At 58.9% G+C, this 16,913-nt stretch carries 18 protein-coding genes; 17 read left to right on the top strand and 1 reads right to left on the bottom strand.

What is annotated here, in order from left to right; genetic code table 11:
• Positions 1–53: 53 nt before the first annotated feature.
• From AC0IM9_RS07900 to hypD, 11 genes are all read left to right on the top strand, one after another.
• Complete coding sequence (locus tag AC0IM9_RS07900; protein WP_482803636.1) at positions 54–1,085, top strand: hypothetical protein; 1,032 nt, start codon at positions 54–56, stop codon at positions 1,083–1,085.
• A 337-nt stretch (positions 1,086–1,422) separates the two neighbouring features.
• A complete protein-coding gene (locus AC0IM9_RS07895; protein WP_482803635.1) occupies positions 1,423–2,265 on the top strand; it encodes a hydrogenase expression/formation protein in 843 nt (280 codons plus the stop codon).
• Positions 2,262–2,483 (top strand): rubredoxin, encoded by a 222-nt coding sequence (locus tag AC0IM9_RS07890; protein WP_482803634.1) that lies wholly within the window; start codon positions 2,262–2,264, stop codon positions 2,481–2,483. The genes AC0IM9_RS07895 and AC0IM9_RS07890 overlap by 4 nt, the downstream gene beginning before the upstream one ends.
• A gap of 2 nt (positions 2,484–2,485) precedes the next feature.
• Positions 2,486–2,947 carry a [NiFe]-hydrogenase assembly chaperone HybE gene (gene hybE, locus AC0IM9_RS07885; RefSeq protein WP_482803633.1) on the top strand — a complete coding sequence of 154 codons (462 nt, stop codon included), beginning with the start codon at positions 2,486–2,488 and terminating at the stop codon, positions 2,945–2,947.
• Positions 2,948–4,117, top strand: coding sequence for a Ni,Fe-hydrogenase I large subunit (locus AC0IM9_RS07880; protein ID WP_482803632.1), 1,170 nt, complete (start codon positions 2,948–2,950; stop codon positions 4,115–4,117).
• A gap of 402 nt (positions 4,118–4,519) precedes the next feature.
• The gene (hypA, locus tag AC0IM9_RS07875) at positions 4,520–4,861 is read left to right on the top strand and encodes a hydrogenase maturation nickel metallochaperone HypA (RefSeq protein ID WP_482803631.1); all 342 of its coding nucleotides are present in this window, start codon (positions 4,520–4,522) and stop codon (positions 4,859–4,861) included.
• Positions 4,861–5,709: a hydrogenase nickel incorporation protein HypB gene (hypB, locus tag AC0IM9_RS07870; RefSeq protein ID WP_482803630.1), complete on the top strand. Its 849-nt coding sequence runs from the start codon at positions 4,861–4,863 to the stop codon at positions 5,707–5,709. Before hypA ends, hypB begins: the two co-directional genes overlap by 1 nt.
• A gap of 62 nt (positions 5,710–5,771) precedes the next feature.
• Positions 5,772–5,975, top strand: a complete 204-nt coding sequence (locus AC0IM9_RS07865; protein ID WP_482803629.1) for an addiction module protein — start codon at positions 5,772–5,774, stop codon at positions 5,973–5,975.
• A complete protein-coding gene (locus AC0IM9_RS07860) occupies positions 5,972–6,283 on the top strand; it encodes a type II toxin-antitoxin system RelE/ParE family toxin (protein ID WP_367154330.1) in 312 nt (103 codons plus the stop codon). Before AC0IM9_RS07865 ends, AC0IM9_RS07860 begins: the two co-directional genes overlap by 4 nt.
• Positions 6,284–6,307: 24 nt before the next feature.
• Positions 6,308–6,532: a HypC/HybG/HupF family hydrogenase formation chaperone gene (locus AC0IM9_RS07855; RefSeq protein ID WP_482803628.1), complete on the top strand. Its 225-nt coding sequence runs from the start codon at positions 6,308–6,310 to the stop codon at positions 6,530–6,532.
• Positions 6,532–7,641, top strand: coding sequence for a hydrogenase formation protein HypD (hypD, locus tag AC0IM9_RS07850; RefSeq protein WP_482803627.1), 1,110 nt, complete (start codon positions 6,532–6,534; stop codon positions 7,639–7,641). The genes AC0IM9_RS07855 and hypD overlap by 1 nt, the downstream gene beginning before the upstream one ends.
• 66 nt (positions 7,642–7,707) lie before the next feature.
• On the opposite strand, the gene AC0IM9_RS07845 is transcribed toward hypD, so the two are convergent.
• A complete protein-coding gene (locus AC0IM9_RS07845; protein ID WP_482803626.1) occupies positions 7,708–8,586 on the bottom strand; it encodes a LysR family transcriptional regulator in 879 nt (292 codons plus the stop codon).
• A gap of 188 nt (positions 8,587–8,774) precedes the next feature.
• Here AC0IM9_RS07845 and AC0IM9_RS07840 point away from each other — a divergent pair, with 188 nt between their 5' ends.
• The 6 genes from AC0IM9_RS07840 to AC0IM9_RS07815 are packed head-to-tail and all read left to right on the top strand — an operon-like array spanning position 8,775 to position 16,743.
• Positions 8,775–10,364, top strand: a complete 1,590-nt coding sequence (locus AC0IM9_RS07840; RefSeq protein WP_482803625.1) for a proton-conducting transporter transmembrane domain-containing protein — start codon at positions 8,775–8,777, stop codon at positions 10,362–10,364.
• Positions 10,361–12,943 carry a YbcC family protein gene (locus tag AC0IM9_RS07835; protein ID WP_482803624.1) on the top strand — a complete coding sequence of 861 codons (2,583 nt, stop codon included), beginning with the start codon at positions 10,361–10,363 and terminating at the stop codon, positions 12,941–12,943. Before AC0IM9_RS07840 ends, AC0IM9_RS07835 begins: the two co-directional genes overlap by 4 nt.
• Before the next feature lies 1 nt (position 12,944).
• On the top strand, positions 12,945–13,874 hold the full coding sequence (gene cysD / locus AC0IM9_RS07830; RefSeq protein WP_482803623.1) for a sulfate adenylyltransferase subunit CysD: 930 nt from the start codon (positions 12,945–12,947) through the stop codon (positions 13,872–13,874).
• The gene (locus AC0IM9_RS07825) at positions 13,874–15,199 is read left to right on the top strand and encodes a sulfate adenylyltransferase subunit 1 (protein ID WP_482803622.1); all 1,326 of its coding nucleotides are present in this window, start codon (positions 13,874–13,876) and stop codon (positions 15,197–15,199) included. Before cysD ends, AC0IM9_RS07825 begins: the two co-directional genes overlap by 1 nt.
• A gap of 25 nt (positions 15,200–15,224) precedes the next feature.
• A complete protein-coding gene (locus AC0IM9_RS07820; RefSeq protein WP_140911495.1) occupies positions 15,225–15,863 on the top strand; it encodes a MarC family protein in 639 nt (212 codons plus the stop codon).
• A gap of 19 nt (positions 15,864–15,882) precedes the next feature.
• The gene (locus AC0IM9_RS07815; protein ID WP_482803621.1) at positions 15,883–16,743 is read left to right on the top strand and encodes a DUF6671 family protein; all 861 of its coding nucleotides are present in this window, start codon (positions 15,883–15,885) and stop codon (positions 16,741–16,743) included.
• Positions 16,744–16,913 lie beyond the last annotated feature (170 nt).

The following is a 16,913-nucleotide window of genomic DNA, read 5'->3' as shown; positions in this document are numbered from 1 at the left end:
ACGGTTATTGTGTGTAGCTAAGGTTTTTTGGTAGGCTGGGTTGTAACGACAGTGTGAACCCTGCTTTAGCCTATATTGCTGGTTTTCGCTTTGCTCTCCCCAGCCTAAGAACTCAAAAGGAAATGAAATCAGTTATTCAATTTTTGGTAATCCTCGCAACATTGGCCGGCATGATTGTTCTGGCTTTATTGGCGAAATCAACGGATGAAGCTAATACTAACGCTAGCGTCGTCTATGGTGTTCTTGCCATATCGGTCGTCGCTGCATTGGTGCTGTTATTTCGTTGGGATAAGAAACGCATTCAAGACGAAGAACTCAAATTGCGGCAACGTTTAGACGCAAGAATCAAGGCAGTGTTGAATTACAAGCACCCCGTCGAATTCTATGCGAAACCGACTCAATTCGTATTCTTGGCATTTTTGTTGATCTTGAGCTCGGGTTCGATCTATTTTGGCGCTCATTTACTTACTAATGTACCAGTAGCAAATTGGTTCGTCGGTTCAAGTTTTCTGTCTGGCGGCATACTATTTAGTATCGCATCAATTGCATCGGGAAAACGATTGATTCGCCGTCCGGTTATTCGCCTGGATATACGCGGCCTGGCGCATTTTCGGTTTGGCTTCATTCCTTGGAGTGATGTGAATGAAATTTTTCTCCAGACTGTAACAATAAAAGGAAATGAGGCGTTCTTTCTGAAAATTGGAACGATGAATAAAGCGTTTTATCAGACTCGGCTTCCTCGTTGGTTACGAGTATTTCATAAAATCGAACCAGGTGGACTGTCACTGGCTTTGCCACTTTCAAAACAGGACGCTCATTTAGTTGAAGGAGTTGCAAAAGGTTATGCGGACTATGCCGATGCGCCAACTTTCGAAAAAAACGTTTCAAGAAAATTAGTCGAGGAACTATCAGCACTACAAACACCACAACAAAGAATGCAGCGATTGCAAGAACTCATGGTAGAAAGCTCCGAGGAGTTTATAAAACGGCGTCAGGCTATTTCCAGAGCTTATATTGTTTCAACCATGATCTTGATATTAGGCTTTATCGGCATTTGCGTTGGAGCGTGGATCACAAGCAAATGAGCCTGGGTCAATGGTGGGCACGAAAAGCATGTGCCCACCCTACAATTTTCGAGATTTGTTTTTAATTTCGGGATGGTTTTGAGTCCGTTGCCGACCGTCGACAAAAGCCAGGAGCACAGGAAATAAGAGCGTCCGGGGGGGCTCTTCTTTGAATAATTTCTTTGGGCTACGCACAAATTCGTCTGGAACGAATTTGAACAGCCGATAGGCTGGCCCGCAGGGCGAAAAACAGGGATGTTTTTCGTGAAACCGACATGCAAAATCATCCTCGCGATAGCGACACCAATAAAACAAACCCCCATAAATTCAACAGACAACTCGAAACGACGGCCAAAATATGACCTCAATCCCCCTCCCAATTTTCGGCCAAGGCTCCCAACCCGCCGAGGCAGACGGCGCCGAGCTGGATTATTTGACGATGCCGGAAGAAATGGCGACCTATCGGATGCCGCAGCTTTCGGCCAATTTGACTAGCCCGGTGCTGGCCGCCGCCAAGGCGGTAGCGGACCAATTGCTACACGACCTGCAACATTTCCCGCAGACCGGCGGGCCCATCGATCTTATCGGACTGGATGATGCCAACCGCCGCTTTATCGACGAGTTGCTCGGCGAGGGCGAAGTCAGCGCACTGGGCGGCGACGGTTGGCGGATACAGGAATCCGTGCTGGCCGGCGTCTGGCGGGTGCAGCGTCTGGACGGACAAAACCGCATGATCGCCGATGCTCTGGAGGTCGGCGTGATGCCGAAGGCGCTAACCGACAACGCTTTCGCCGGTGCTGCGGACCGCATCGATACCGCGATCCGCGATTTGCCGGAAGGGGTGATGAATGCGCTGCCGCTGCTGGCCGAATTGAACGCCAAGATTGCCGAATACCGGCCCGGCGTCGAGCCGCACGTGATCAACTTGAGTTTGTTGCCTCAAACCGAGCAGGATTTGGCTCTGCTGGAGCAACGCCTGGGCAGAGGCCAGACCACGATTTTGTCCCGCGGTTACGGCAACTGCCGGATCGGCGCCACGGCGACGCGGAACGTCTGGTGGGTGCAGTATTTCAATTCGCAGGACACGTTGATTTTAAATACGCTGGAAGTCAGCGACATACCCAGCGTGGCCTGCGCGTCTGCGGAAGACATTGCCGACAGTGCGCAACGCTTGCAGGAAATAGTGGCGGTCTACGCATGAGCGAGGGCTTTTTTGCCGGCGCTTACGGCGGTGACGCGTCGCGCTTGCCGGCCGACGCCAAATTGGAATGCAAGATTTGCTGGCATGTGTACGACCCGGTTGCCGGTGATCCATCGAGCCAAATTCCGCCGACGACGCCGTTTGCTGCGTTGCCGGATTATTGGTGCTGCCCGGAATGCGGCGCGCCGAAGCAAGGTTTTTTATTGCTTGAGGAATGAGCGTGCACTGGCGCACTGGTAGCGAAATCCAACAGGGATTGGAACGGGCGTTCAATGCGATCCTGGCGGATCGGATGCAGGATGTACCGCTCGTGAATTCGGCGTTGTCGGTGCAGGCTTTGCCGTTTCGTGGTGCCGGCGACGACTGGCTTGGGGTCTTGGTGACGCCGTGGTCCATGAATTTAATTGTGCTTCCGGGGCCGAACAGCACTTGGCGGCAATTGCCGCTGGGAGCCAAGTTCTCGCGCGAGCTGCCCTACGGCAGTTTCGAATTTACGCTGGCGGCGGAACCGGCTTTGGGGCGCTACGGCCAATGTTCGCTGTTTTCGCCGATGTTACAGTTTGCCGACCAAGCGGCGGCGATTGCCGCGGCGGAAGCGGCCCTGAACGGCGTCTTGGCCGTGCCGGCGCCGCGTAACGTAAGCCGCCGCGATTTGTTGCGCGGCAATTTGGCTAGGCCTTAAGTGAGGCCGGCGGGCGAGCTTACGATCGAACTGAACCATCGCGCCGGCAAGGTCGGAGCGGTCAAGATAGCTTCGACCCGGCCCGATGCGGCGCGGGTGATGATCGGCAAAACGCCGGAGCAGCTACTGGATATGGTGCCGCTGTTGTATTCCTTATGCGGCAATTCCCAAGCTTTCGCGGCTTTGCAGGTTTGCCGCGCTGCGCTGGGGATGCCCGCAGAACCGGAAGCCGATTTAGCCAGGGAATGTTTGGTGCAATTGGAAACCGTGCGCGAACATGCCTGGCGAATATTGCTGGATTGGTCGGGTTTACTGGGCTTGGCTGCGGATAAAGCCGCTGTCGCGGGCTTATTGAAACTGGACAGGCTGTTCAAGTCGGCTTTGTTTACTGCAGGAGAGCCGTTCAGGCTGGAGAGTCAGCTGCAAATTGATGCCGCGAGCCTACAGGGTTTGCTGGGCGAATTAACCGCCTTAATCGATCGAGCTATTTTCGCTGGCGGCCTGCGCGAAATTCTTGCGGTTACGGATGAAACACAATTACTTGATTGGCTGGACGGGAATGCGGCTTTGGCTGCGCAATTGCTGAACGTGTTGTACCAAAGGGATTGGTTGGCGCTAGGTGATAGTGATGTGGCGGGCCTGCCGGTGTTGTCTGCGGCCGAATTGAATTTTTACTTGCAAGCCTCGGACTTGTCGATATTTCGACGCGCGCCGCAGTGGCAAGGCAGATGTTATGAATCGACACCGATGAGTCGTCAGCAAGCATCGCCTTTGCTGGCGGACTTGTGCAGTCGCTACGGCAACGGTTTGTTGCCGCGTTTTGTGGCCGTATTACTGGAAGTGGCTGCTGTGCCGCAAAGCTTGAATTCAGCGGTTGAGACGACGCGCGCTTATGCCGCCGAAGGTTTGGGTTTAGCGCAAGTGCAGGCAGCGCGGGGCTTATTGATTCATCGCCTGGAGTTGCACCAAGGCAGGGTATACGATTACCTCATAGTGGCGCCGACCGAATGGAATTGTCATCCGGATGGCGTGCTGGCCCAAGGTTTAAAGTCTTTGCAGTCCACCGATGCGGATGGCTTGCGACAACAAGCGGAATGGTTGATCAATGCGGTCGATCCCTGTGTGCGTTTCCAATTGAAATTGTTGTGCAGAGGGGCGGCGGCATATTAGTCGCGTGAAGCCAATTATTGGCGCAATATTTATTACGAATATGTTGGGCTTAAATGAATTTAGAACTGTTATTGAAATGTTATAAATGGTTTATGTTTTTCGGTGTTGGACTTTTGATTGTATCTGTAATATTAGAGATTTTTTTATCTATTTTGATATACAAAAATAAAAATAATATTTCCCTGATTAACGATATATTGGTTTTTGGCAGGAAGGCTAAGGTCAATAAATTGTCAGTCACACAATTAAAGTTATTAAATTTCAATAATGTTATACGAAAGATCGGTCTGTCAATTTTGCTTTTTGAAGCGGTTAGGCAGCTCGCTGTCTTAATATTGTTTTAGTCGCGCCAGAAAAGTTAAGTTTTCTGGTCAACTATGTTGTATTGAACCGGTTCACCCCATGCATGAAATGTCGTTGTGCGAAGGCGTTTTGCACATCATCGAACGCGAAGCCCAAACCCAGGGCTTTGGCCGGGTGAAAACGGTCTGGTTGGAAATCGGTGCCTTGGCCGGCGTCGAGCCGGAGGCAATGCGGTTTTGCTTCGATGCGGTGATGCGCGGTTCGTTGGCGGACGGCGCCCGCTTGGAGATCATTGCCTTGCCTGGCCTGGCCTGGTGTTTGCCGTGCGGGGAAAATGTCGGCGTCAACCAGTTGTACGATGTGTGCCCGCGCTGCGGCAGCCATCAACTGCAAATCGTCGGCGGCGACCAAATGCGAATCAAAGAACTGGAGGTAGAGTAATGTGCGGCGTCTGCGGCTGCGGCGAGGGCCTGAGCCACTCGCATGAACACGATCACGATCATCAACATGGCGTCGGGCACGAACATCACCATGGGCATGCCCACAGCCATAGCCAGCACCACCATCACCACGGACACAGCCATGGCCCGGAACACGCACATGCGCCCGGCCTGACGCCGGCGCGGATGGTGCAGATCGAACAGGATATTTTGTCCGCCAATAACCGTTATGCCGGCGACAACCGGCGCTATTTCGGCGAGCGCGGCATCCTGGCCTTAAACCTGGTGTCCAGTCCCGGCTCCGGCAAAACCACGCTGCTGACCGAAACCATTCTGCGTTTGAAAGATGAGTTGAGCATCGCAGTGATCGAAGGCGACCAGCAAACCGCCCGCGACGCCGACCGCATCCGCGCCACCGGCGTGCCGGCCGTGCAGATCAACACCGGCAAGGGCTGCCATCTGGACGCGCACCGGGTCGGCCACGCCCTGGAAAGCCTGAACCTGCCGGAAAGAAGCCTGCTGTTCATCGAAAACGTCGGTAACCTGGTCTGCCCGTCGGCCTTTGACTTGGGCGAGGCGCACAAGGTGGTGATCCTGTCGGTCACCGAAGGCGAGGACAAGCCGATCAAATACCCGGACATGTTCCATGCCGCCGATTTGATGATTCTGAACAAAACCGACCTGCTGCCGCATCTGGATTTCGAAGTCGAGCAATGCCTCCGCTACGCCAAGCAGGTCAATCCCAAAATCCGGGTGCTGCAACTGTCGGCCAAAACCGGCGAGGGCATGGACAATTGGCTGCAATGGCTCCGGGCGGAGCTGGCGTTGCAGGGGATTGGCTATGCTTGATGTCTGCATTTCAAACTTGCAAGATACGATATAGTGGTTTCGAGCAGAGTAGGAGTATCGCCATGACCATAGCCGAAATCAAATCGCTCCCCGTCAGCGAACGCATGTTGTTGATGGAGGAAATCTGGGACAGTCTTTGCCGAGAGCCGGAGCCGATCGCCTCGCCGCAATGGCACCAAGAGGTGCTCAACGACAGAATGGAGCGCCTCGCCTCGCATCAAGCCAAATTGCTGACGTTGCAGGAGTTGAAAGACCGCAATCGATGATCGCTAAAGAATTGCTGTTTTTAGAAGAAGTGGCCGCCGATTTACAAACGGGCAAACGGTTTTACGACGCCAGCCAACCTGGAGTCGGTGGATACTTTTTCGACAGCTTGATTGCCGATATTGAATCCCTGCACTTATACGCCGGCATACATGAAAAGCAATTCGGTTTATTCCGCATGCTGGCCAAACGCTTTCCTTATGCGATTTATTACGACGTTACCGATTCGGCGATTATCGTCGTTGCGGTGCTCGATTTAAGGCGTAATCCGATCCGGATCGCAAGCCGGTTAAATAGTCCAACGTCTTGACGTTGTTATCACGAGATTTTGCTGATGTGCCTAGCCCTCCCTGCCCAAATTGTTGAAATAGCACCCGCCGGCGACATGGCCACCGTATCGGTGGACGGCGTGCAAGTCGAGGTATCGCTGGCGTTGGTCGACGATGTGCACGTCGGCGACTACGTGCTGGTTCACGTCGGTTATGCCTTGAACAAAATCGATGAAGACGAAGCCTTGAAGACCCTGGCTTTATTTGCCGAAGCCGGTTTGATTGCCTGATGAAATACATCGACGAATTCCGTCAGCGCGACCTCGCCCAACAACTGGCCGGCGCGATTGCGCACAGCGTCGATCCTGACCGCCATTATCGGCTGATGGAGTTTTGCGGCGGCCATACCCATGCCATTTTCCGTTACGGCGTGCAGGATCTGATGCCGGCCAACGTCGAATTCATCCACGGTCCCGGTTGCCCGGTATGCGTGCTGCCGACCGGACGCATCGACAACGCGATCCAACTGGTCGAGCAGCATGATGTCATTCTCTGCACCTACGCAGATTTGATGCGGGTTCCCGCGACTGGCCGCAACAGCCTGATTAAAGCCAAAGCCGCCGGCGGCGACATCCGCATGGTTTACTCGACTCAAGATGCGCTGAATATCGCCCGCGCCAACCCCGACCGCCAAGTGGTGTTTTTTGCCATCGGTTTCGAGACTACCACCCCTCCCACCGCCGTTGCCGTCAAGCAAGCGCAGGCCGAAGGATTGAAAAATTTCAGCGTATTCTGCAACCACGTGCTGACCCCGGCGGCGATGCAAGCCATTTTGGATGCTCCGGAACCGGTGCAAATCGACGGCTTTCTCGGTCCGTCCCACGTCAGCAGCGTGATCGGCAGCCGGCCTTACGAAACCTTCGCCGAGCAGTACGGCAAACCCATCGTCATCGCCGGCTTCGAGCCGCTGGACGTGATGCAGTCGGCTCTGATGCTGATCCGTCAACTCAATGCAGGCCGGCACCAGGTCGAAAACGAATACAGCCGCGCCGTCACCCGCGACGGCAATTTAAAAGCTCAAGCCTTGGTCGACGAGGTGTTGGAATTGCGCCCGCAGTTCGAATGGCGCGGTCTCGGCTTGATCGCCAATAGCGCGTTGCGCATCAAACCGGAGTACGCCGAATTCGACGCCGAACGCCGCTTCGCGATGCCGGCCATCAAAGCCAGCGATGTCAAAGGCTGCGAATGCCCGGCCATCCTGCGTGGCGCCAAAAAGCCGCAGGATTGTAAATTATTGGGAACCGTCTGTACCCCGGAAAACCCGATGGGCTCGTGCATGGTGTCGTCGGAAGGCGCTTGCGCGGCGTATTGGAGCTATGGCCGGGTCAGAAACGGCTGAGCCCGGCAAGAACGGCGAATGGCGTTCGCCCGATGCTGCCCTGGTCTCGGGCGTAGCGGTTAAAGTTCAGGCCGAATTGGTCAACAACTCTTTCAACAGCGCATTCGGAAATTGCCGGCTGGGTGTAATCGCGTAAAAGCGTTCGCGAATGTCGGCGATCCGGTAATGTTCCACCAATAGGCCCTGGCGCAACTCGTCCAGCACCACCACCGGCGGCACCAGCGTCAAGTGGCCGGATTCGCGCGCCAGCAAGCGCAACATCGCCATATCGTCGACCTCCGCCACCACGACAGGCCGCACCCCGGCTTGCTCCAGCAAAAATTCGAAGGCGCCGCGAATCTCGCTTTCGATGCTGGGCAACAACAGCGGCCTGCCGTTCAAATCCTCCGGGAAGCGAAACGGCGTGGCCTCGGCATCGGGTTTGCCGACCAGGCTGACCGGTTGTTCATCCAGCAGATGGCAGTGCCAGTTGGCCTGGGCGTCGCGCGGTGCCGGGCGGTTGGACAGCACCAGATCCAGCGTGTGCGCATGCATTTGCAACAGCAGTTCGCGCAGGTTGCCGGAATGCAGCACCAATTCGACGTCGCTGCGTTGTACCCAGGTGCGCACCAGTTCCAACTGGAAATTACGCGACAGGGTCGATACCGCACCGATCCGCAACAGTTGGCGTTCGCCGGCGGAGCGGCCGTGCATCAGGCTGATCAACTCGTCGCCGGCCCGGAAAATCGAGTTGGCATAATCCAGCGCGATCCGGCCGGCTTCGGTCAATTGCAGGCGCTTGCCTTCCCGTTCGAATAGTTTTTGCCCCAGCGATTCCTCGAGTTGCCGCAACTGGATGCTCAGCGCCGACTGCGACACGTGCAGCCGTTCGGCGGCGCGGGTCAGGTTGCTTTCGTTGGCGATCATCCAGAAATAACGCAAGTGGTGATAATTCAGCGCAGCCATTTTGTCATTAATAAAAGAGAACGTTTGTATTAAATACATATATTGGATGAATCAATGACCGATTGCTAGCATGGCAACGCACTTACCCTTGCTTAGGAGATCGTCATGCATACCGTCAACCGCGATAGAAACCGTGTCCAAGCCACTTTCCTAACCTGCGGCCGTTCCCTCGCGGCAGGGGGCCGGTCATGACCGCCTGGATTGCCTACGCTGCAGCCGCAGCCCCGGCGCAACTGGTGTGCGCCGGACTTGCCGCTTCCGCGCTGGTTCCGTTCCGGGCCAGGACTAGCGCGGCGGTTTGCGCAGTACTGGCCGGCGGCGCCGTCCTCGCCGCTCTGCTCGGCGCGGCCGGCGTATTTGTCGACGGCAAATTTCAGGGGGATGTCGCCGGCATCCCGCTCTACATCGACCGGCTGTCCGCCATCATGCTCAGTTTGGTGGCGTTGATCGGCGCGATCGTGATCCGTTATTCCGGCAATTATTTGGACGGTGATCCGGGCCAGCGCCGGTTCCTAAATTGGATGTCCTGGACCGTCGCGGCGGTATTGATGCTGGTGATTTCCGGACATTTTGTCTGGTTCGTGATGGCTTGGATCGCGACGAGCTTGAGCCTGCACCGCTTGTTGCTGTTTTACCCGGAGCGGCCGGGCGCCCAGATTGCCGCGCGTAAGAAGTTCGTCGTCAGTCGCTTGGGCGATATTGCCTTGACTCTGGCCGGAGTTTGCTTGTATCAGGCCTTCGGTACGTTGGAGTTCGGCGCCTTATTCGCCGCCGAACTTGGCGCCGGCCAGGAAACCGCGCTGACGGCGGCAGCCTTTGCCCTGATCGTCGGTGCGGTAATGAAGTCGGCCCAATTCCCGTTTCATAGCTGGCTGCCGGAGGTGATGGAAACCCCGACTCCGGTTTCCGCCCTGATGCATGCCGGGATCATCAATGCCGGCGGCTTTTTGGTGATTCGAATGAGCCACATTCTGGTGCAGGTGCCGGCCGCCCTGCACATGCTGGCCGTGATCGGCACCTTCACCGCCTTGTTCGGTTCGCTGACCATGCTGACTCAGACCAGCATCAAGAAATCGCTGGCGTTCTCAACCGTCGGTCAGATGGGCTTCATGATGTTGCAGTGCGGCTTGGGGGCCTTTTCCTCGGCGCTGCTGCATATCCTGGCGCATGCTCTCTACAAAGCGCATGCCTTTCTCGCCTCCGGCAGCGTGGTCGACATTGCCCGCGCTGCCTGGGCGCCGCCGATCCGCGACAGCCGCCATCCCGGCGAACTGCTGCTGGCGTTTCTGGTGGCAGCGGCATTGACCGTCGGCTGCGCCGCTGCATTCGGGCTGAGTCCCGGCACAGAACCCGGCATCGTTTTCCTCGGCGCGATCCTGCAAATGGCCTTGACCTACTTGCTTTGGAATGCGCTGGCGCATCAGGCCGGCCCCAAACAAATATTCCGAGCCAGCCTGATCGCCGCCGGCACCAGTTTGCTCTATTTCGCACTGCAAACCGGCTTTTTGAACCTGCTGACGAGCGATGTAGCCGGACCGATACCGGTCGACAGTCTGTTCGACGCCCTGTTGCTGAGTATCGTCCTGGCCGGATTTTTCTCGATCCTGATGTTGCAGATCGAGTACCCCGGTCCGGCGGCTGCCGGAATCTGGCAGGCCGCCTACGTCCATATCTACAACGGTTTTTATATCAGTACCTTGGCCAACCGGCTGCTCGCTAGCCGGCGGTTGGCATCTGCCCGCTTTAGCCATCGCCACTCCGGAGGAATGCCGCAATGAACCCAGCCTTGTCCTCAGTTAAATTCAAACCCGCTCCGACCGGCGCCAACGCGATCGACACAGCCGCGCCGAACGACGTAACTGCCGCCGTCTGCATCGACGCCGCCAAGCGCGCTTGCCGCCGCATCGCGCCGCTCTGGCCGTTGCAACACTTCGTCGCGGTCAATCCGTTTCTGGGCTGGAGCGATCGGCCGTTCGCCGCAGCCTGCCAATGGGCGGCCCACAGCGGCTATGGCGAGATGTTGATGCCGACCCGGTTCTACGCCGAACAATATCGCAGCGGTCGGATCCGGATGGCCGATATCGAGCAGGCATTGGCGTTGGCCGGCAGCAGCGTGTCGCTGCAGCAGTGTCTGGATGCGCTGGACGATGCGCGGCCGGAGGCGGCGAACCTGGCGCCGGTGTGCTGGCCGACAATGGCCGACCACCTCGATGCCGAGACCGGCAGCGCTTGGGCAGGATTGATTACCGACGAGATCTCGAAATGGTGCGCCGCCTACTTCGACGAAGGCCAGTCGGCCTGGCGCATGCCCTGGCGCAATCAGCCGCTTTACTCGGCCTGGCGTCGGGCCGCGGCCTTCGATCGCACTCCTGAGTTGGCCGGTATCCCAGATTTCCGCCGCTGTGTCGCCACGCTGCCGGAGAGTCCGGCTGCCGCAATTTCGCAGATACTCGCCGGCTTGTGGTTGGCGGACGAACGGCTGGAGGATTTCTGCTATCGGCAACTGCTGACCGTCGCCGGCTGGAGCGCCTGGCTGCGCTATAAATCCTGGCCGAACGAGCCGGCGCAAGCCGCGGAGGCTTTGCTGGAGCTGTTGGCGATTCGTTTGGCCTACGACTATGCCCTGTACATCCGCGTGGCGCAGCCGCTGGAACTGCAGACCTGGCGTTTGCGCTGGCAGGCGTCGGCGGTGTCGACCGACCCGGTCGCCGAGGACTCGCTGCAGATTCGCCATGTGCTGCAATGGGCTTACGAACTGGCCGGACAGCGTCCGCTATTGGCCCGCTTGGCCTCGCCGCCGCCTGCCGCAAAGCTGGTTCCGGCCGAGCGCAAGGCACTGCAGGCGGTGTTTTGCATCGACGTTCGCTCCGAAGTCTATCGCCGGGCGCTGGAAGCGGTGTCCGCCGACATCGAAACCTTGGGTTTTGCCGGTTTCTTTGGGTTCCCGATCGAGTACATCGGCCTTGGCCACCATCACGGCCAGCCGCAATGTCCGGTGTTATTGCAGCCGAAATTCCGGATCAGGGAGAGCGTAGCCGAGGCCGATGTCGGCGATCTGCGCAAAATCCTGGAAAAACGCTGGCTCAACAAACGCCTGAATCGGTTGTGGAAGGGATTCAAACACTCGGCGGTTTCCTGCTTTTCCTACGTCGAGATTTCCGGTTTGACCTTTGCCGGAAAGCTGTTGAGCGATAGTTTGGGTTTGACCCGCACGGTGGCCAAACCGGGTAGCGCCGGACTGGACCGGGCCGTGGTGCAGCGGATCGGGCCGGTCATCACCCGCCAGCGCGGGCGGCTGATCGCCAACGGTCCGGTGGTCGAAACCGGCATTGCCTTGGGGGAACGGATCGAACTGGCCCGCAAAGCTTTGCAAGGCATGAGCTTGAACGACGGCTTCGCCCGCCTGGTCTTGCTCTGCGGCCATGGCAGCAGCACGGTCAACAATCCGTACGCGGCGGGACTGGATTGCGGTGCCTGCGGCGGCCATAGCGGCGAAGCCAACGCCCGAGTGGCCGCGGCCGTGCTCAACGACCGCGAGGTTCGGGCCGGTCTGGCGGCGCAAGGCATTGCCATCCCCAGGGAGACCTGGTTCGTCGCCGGGCTGCACGATACCACCACCGATCAGGTGCGGCTGTTCGATCTGGACCAGGTACCACATTACTTCGCCGCCGATCTAGCGCAATTGCAGGATTGGCTGGAGCAGGCCTCGCAATTGTCGCGGCGGGAGCGGGCGTCGGCTCTGGGTCTGGCCGATGCCGACGCCAAGGCGCTGCGGCAAGCGATGCTGAAACGCAGTCGCGACTGGGCCCAGATCCGGCCGGAATGGGGCCTGGCCGGAAACGCCGCCTTCATTGCCGCGCCGCGGCAACGCACGGCTCACGCCGGTTTTGACGGCCGGGTGTTTCTGCACAACTACGATTATCGCCAGGATGGCGACGGCGCGATTTTGAACCTGATCATGACGGCGCCGATGGTCGTCGCCAGTTGGATCAATCTGCAGTACTACGCCTCGGCCGTCGACAACCGGCGCTTCGGCAGCGGCAACAAGGTTCTGCACAACGTGGTCGGCACCATCGGCATCCTCGAAGGTAACGGCGGCGACCTGCGGGTCGGGCTGCCCTGGCAATCGCTGCACGATGGCCAGGCGCTGCGCCACGAGCCGCTGCGCCTGAGCGTGATCATCGAAGCCCCGGCGGCCATGATCGAACAGGTGCTGGACAGCCAGGCCGAAGTCCGCCGGTTGGTGGAGAACCGCTGGCTGCATTTGCTGCGGATCGAGCCGGGCGACGGCCGCTGTTTCCGCTACGGCGGCCCGAACGCTTGGCAACCCGTTTCCTTAAACCCCGAGGAGTTTTGACATGACTGTATTCACCCACGACGGGCTCGGTCCCGCCGCAGCGGATCACCTGGACCTGCTGGAGGCCGAGGCCCTGTTCGTCTTGCGCGAAGTGGCGGCGGAATGCCGGCATCCGGTGTTACTGTTCTCCGGCGGCAAGGATTCGGCCGTCCTGCTGCACCTGGCCTACAAAGCGTTTCATCCGGAACGGATCGGCTGCGCCCTGTTGCACATCGACACCGGCCATAACTACGCCGAAGTCATCGCCTACCGCGACCGCATGGCCGAGCGCTACGCTTGCCAGCTGCACGTGCGCAGCGTCGAGGATTCGATTCGCAAGGGATCGGTGCGTCTGCGGCATGCGCAGGAATCGCGCAACGCGCATCAATCGGTGACCTTGATGGAAGCGATCGCCGAGTTCGGTTTCGACGCCTGTCTGGGTGGTGCGCGGCGCGACGAGGAAAAGGCGCGGGCCAAGGAACGCATCGTCAGCGTGCGCGACGAATTCGGCCAATGGGAACCCAAGAATCAACGCCCGGAGCTGTGGTCCTTGTACAACACCCGCGTGGCGTTGGGCGACCATCTGCGGGTGTTTCCGATTTCGAACTGGACCGAGCTCGATGTCTGGCAATACATCCAGCGCGAGGACATCGAACTGCCCGAGCTGTATTTCGCCCACCAGCGCCAAGTGGTGCGGCGCGGCGACATTCTGGTGCCGGTGACGCATCTGACGCCGGCCCGGGCCGGCGATACCGTGGAAACGGTCAGTTGCCGCTTCCGTACAGTCGGCGATATTTCCTGCACCGCGCCGGTGGCGTCGACTGCGGTCAACGTCGCCGACATCATCGCCGAAACCGCGCAATGCCTGCTGACCGAGCGCGGCGCCACGCGTCTGGACGACCGCGCTTCCGAAGCGGCCATGGAACAACGTAAAAAAGAGGGGTATTTCTGATGAACGCAGCCGCCTACCACACAGCGGATTCTCTCGAATCCAAGCCAGCACCCGGCCCTGGGACCTCGGGGTTGTTACGGTTCATCACGGCCGGCAGCGTCGACGACGGCAAAAGCACGTTGATCGGCCGTTTGCTCTACGACACCGGCAATGTCGCCGCCGATCAACTGGCATCGATCCAGGTCACCTCGTATAAACGCGGGCTGGCCGCCATCGATTGGTCGTTGTTGACCGACGGCCTGATCGCCGAGCGGGAGCAGGGCATTACCATCGACGTGGCTTACCGCTATTTCGCCACGGCGCGGCGCAAATTCATCATCGGCGACGCCCCCGGTCATGAGCAATACACCCGCAACATGGTTACCGCCGCCTCCAGCGCCGATCTCGCCATTCTGTTAGTCGATGCCCGTAAGGGCGTCGTCACCCAGACCCGCCGCCACGCCTATCTGGCGCACTTGCTCGGCATCCCCGAGCTGGTGATGGCGGTCAACAAGATGGATCTGGTGGATTGGCAGCCCGCGGTCTACCAGGCCATCGTCGACGAATTCAATGCCTTTGTCGGCCGTCTGGGCCGGCACCATGTGCAGGCGATTCCGCTGTCGGCACTGAACGGTACCAATCTGGCGACTCGCGCCGAGGCCATCCCCTGGTATAGCGGTCCCAGCCTGCTCGAACATCTGGAATCCAGCCCGGCCAGGCGCGATGCCGACGTCGCGCCGTTCAGGCTGCCGGTGCAGCGGGTCGTGCGGGTGATGCTGGGCAACGGCGCCGATCCGGCGGCGGCCGAATTCCGCGGTTACCAGGGCATGCTGGCATCGGGACTCTTGCGTTTGGGCGACGAAGTGGCGGTGATGCCCGGCGGCCAGCGAGCCCGCGTCGCGCGTTTGAGCGTGGCTGAGCGCGACTTGGCGGAAGCCGGCGCCGACCGTTCCGTGGTGGTGGCGCTGGATAGCGAGATCGACATTTCCCGCGGCGACATGCTGTGCGATCCGCTGCAGTTGCCGCAGGTGATCAAAACCCTGAACGCCGATATCTGCTGGCTATCCGAGCAGCCGTTGGACTTGCGGCGCAAGTACTTGGTCAAGCACACCACCCGCAGCGTCAACGCCGTGTTCGCGGAGCTGAGTTATCGGGTCGACGTCAATTCGCTGGCCCATCAGCCGCAGCCGGATTCGGCGCAGATGAACGATATCGTCCGAGCCACGCTGAAGTTGCATCAACCCCTTTGCGCCGACGCCTACAGCGACAATCGCACTACCGGCAGTTTTATTGTCATCGATCCGGTGTCGTTGCATACGGTGGCGGCCGGCGTGATCGTGCGTTGATACCTTATCGAGCAGGGAAGAAACCATGAATTGGAATGAATTTGTCCAACTGTTGGCCGGGCTGATCTCGGTGGTGAATCCGATCACAGCCATGCCGGTGTATATGGCTTTGACGGCGCGCAAGAGTCCGGCCGAACGCCGGCAGACCGCCATCACCGCCGCCTTTGCGGTGACGATGGTATTGTTGACCGCGTTGCTGGCCGGCGAGCCGATTCTGCGCTTTTTCGGTATCGGCCTGCCGGCGTTTCGCGTGGCCGGCGGCTTGCTGCTGTTGCTGATGGGGATGTCGATGCTGCGGGCCAGCGACGATCGTTCGCGGCATACCCCGGAAGAAGACGCCGAATCGCAGGACAAGGCCTCGGTGGCGGTGGTGCCGCTGGCGATCCCGCTGCTGGCGGGTCCGGGCGCGATCAGCACGACCATTGTTTATGCCCACCGCGATTTGTCGTTGAATCACTACCTGTTGTTCGGCGGCGTGATCGCGACTGTCAGCAGTATCGTCCTGCTGTTTCTGCTGCTGGCGCCGCGGATCGTGGCGATCATGGGCCAAACCGGCATGAACCTGGTGACGCGGGTGATGGGGTTGTTGCTCAGCTCCATCGCCGTGGAATTCATCGCCGGCGGGATGACGGAACTGTTTCCGCTGTTGGCCGGCGGCCGATAAGCGGTCTGGGGAGCGATTCATGCCGATCTCGACCGCCGGCGAAAGCGTTTATTACGGGCAGCAGGTGGCCCTGCTGACCCAGCATGGCAAGCAAACCCCGCTGAGCGAGGTGTTGGGCCACTGCTTGGGTTGCCGAATCGAGCATGTCGACCGGTTCGATACCGATAGCCTCGGCACCTTCACCCGCGATATTGCCCGTGCCGGCAGTCAGTTGGAGGCTGCCCGGCGCAAGGCGCAAATCGGCATGGAACTGTCCGGCCTGTCTCTGGGCTTGGCCAGCGAAGGCGCGTTCGGGCCGGACCCGGTCAGCTTCATGCTGCCGCACAACCTGGAATTGCTGGTCTGGATCGACGCCCGTTTGGGTATCGAGGTTGTCGCCACCGCATCCGGCGCCACCAATTTTGCCCACCAAACCGTGACTAACTGGGAAGACGCCGAACGTTTTGCTTTGGCGGCCGGGTTTCCGCAGCACTATCTGATCGTGCGCCCGGACCAGCAAGACCATCCCGAGTTTCGCAAAGGCTTGGCGACTTGGCCCGAGTTGCAGGCGGCGGTCGCCTGGGCGCTGGCCGCGTCGTCCGCGCGGCAGGTCTTCATCGAAACCGACATGCGCGCCTTCGCCAATCCGACCCGCATGCTGAACATCCGCCGCGCGGCCGAAGTGTTGGCGCAAAAGCTGCTGTCGCTGTGCCCGGTCTGCGCCGCGCCCGGTTTTGGAGTGTCCGGCATCGTGCGCGGTTTGCCGTGCGAGGATTGCGGACTGCCGACTGACGACGCCAAAGCCGATCTCCATGCCTGCGTGCGCTGCGGCCATCAGGTTGCAGTCGCCCGCGAACGCCGCTTCGCCTCGGCCGGCCATTGCAATTATTGCAATCCTTGAGGCAAGCAGCCGGCTTGGCGTGCAAAAGCAAATGAATGCCGTTACTTGCTACAGAAAACTATCCTAGTTGCGCGCCGGGGCGGTATCATTCCAAAGGGTTTGCCTGTCTTGAGTTGTATCGTCCGCGATCGAGAACTTTTTTGAAAAAATCTCGCCAGCCGTTCAATTAG

This window comes from Methylomonas sp. Uni0011 (assembly GCF_056850255.1).
Note: the sequence above shows the minus strand (reverse complement) of the source record. Positions and strands in the feature narration are given on the sequence as shown.

Coding starts and splice junctions, on each gene's coding strand:
- AC0IM9_RS07895 (WP_482803635.1), top strand. CDS start 1,423: ATGACCTCAATCCCCCTCCCAATTTTCGGCCAAGGCTCCCAACCCGCC.
- AC0IM9_RS07890 (WP_482803634.1), top strand. CDS start 2,262: ATGAGCGAGGGCTTTTTTGCCGGCGCTTACGGCGGTGACGCGTCGCGC.
- hypA (WP_482803631.1), top strand. CDS start 4,520: ATGCATGAAATGTCGTTGTGCGAAGGCGTTTTGCACATCATCGAACGC.
- hypB (WP_482803630.1), top strand. CDS start 4,861: ATGTGCGGCGTCTGCGGCTGCGGCGAGGGCCTGAGCCACTCGCATGAA.
- AC0IM9_RS07865 (WP_482803629.1), top strand. CDS start 5,772: ATGACCATAGCCGAAATCAAATCGCTCCCCGTCAGCGAACGCATGTTG.
- AC0IM9_RS07860 (WP_367154330.1), top strand. CDS start 5,972: ATGATCGCTAAAGAATTGCTGTTTTTAGAAGAAGTGGCCGCCGATTTA.
- AC0IM9_RS07855 (WP_482803628.1), top strand. CDS start 6,308: ATGTGCCTAGCCCTCCCTGCCCAAATTGTTGAAATAGCACCCGCCGGC.
- hypD (WP_482803627.1), top strand. CDS start 6,532: ATGAAATACATCGACGAATTCCGTCAGCGCGACCTCGCCCAACAACTG.
- AC0IM9_RS07845 (WP_482803626.1), bottom strand. CDS start 8,586: ATGGCTGCGCTGAATTATCACCACTTGCGTTATTTCTGGATGATCGCC.
- AC0IM9_RS07840 (WP_482803625.1), top strand. CDS start 8,775: ATGACCGCCTGGATTGCCTACGCTGCAGCCGCAGCCCCGGCGCAACTG.
- AC0IM9_RS07835 (WP_482803624.1), top strand. CDS start 10,361: ATGAACCCAGCCTTGTCCTCAGTTAAATTCAAACCCGCTCCGACCGGC.
- cysD (WP_482803623.1), top strand. CDS start 12,945: ATGACTGTATTCACCCACGACGGGCTCGGTCCCGCCGCAGCGGATCAC.
- AC0IM9_RS07825 (WP_482803622.1), top strand. CDS start 13,874: ATGAACGCAGCCGCCTACCACACAGCGGATTCTCTCGAATCCAAGCCA.
- AC0IM9_RS07820 (WP_140911495.1), top strand. CDS start 15,225: ATGAATTGGAATGAATTTGTCCAACTGTTGGCCGGGCTGATCTCGGTG.
- AC0IM9_RS07815 (WP_482803621.1), top strand. CDS start 15,883: ATGCCGATCTCGACCGCCGGCGAAAGCGTTTATTACGGGCAGCAGGTG.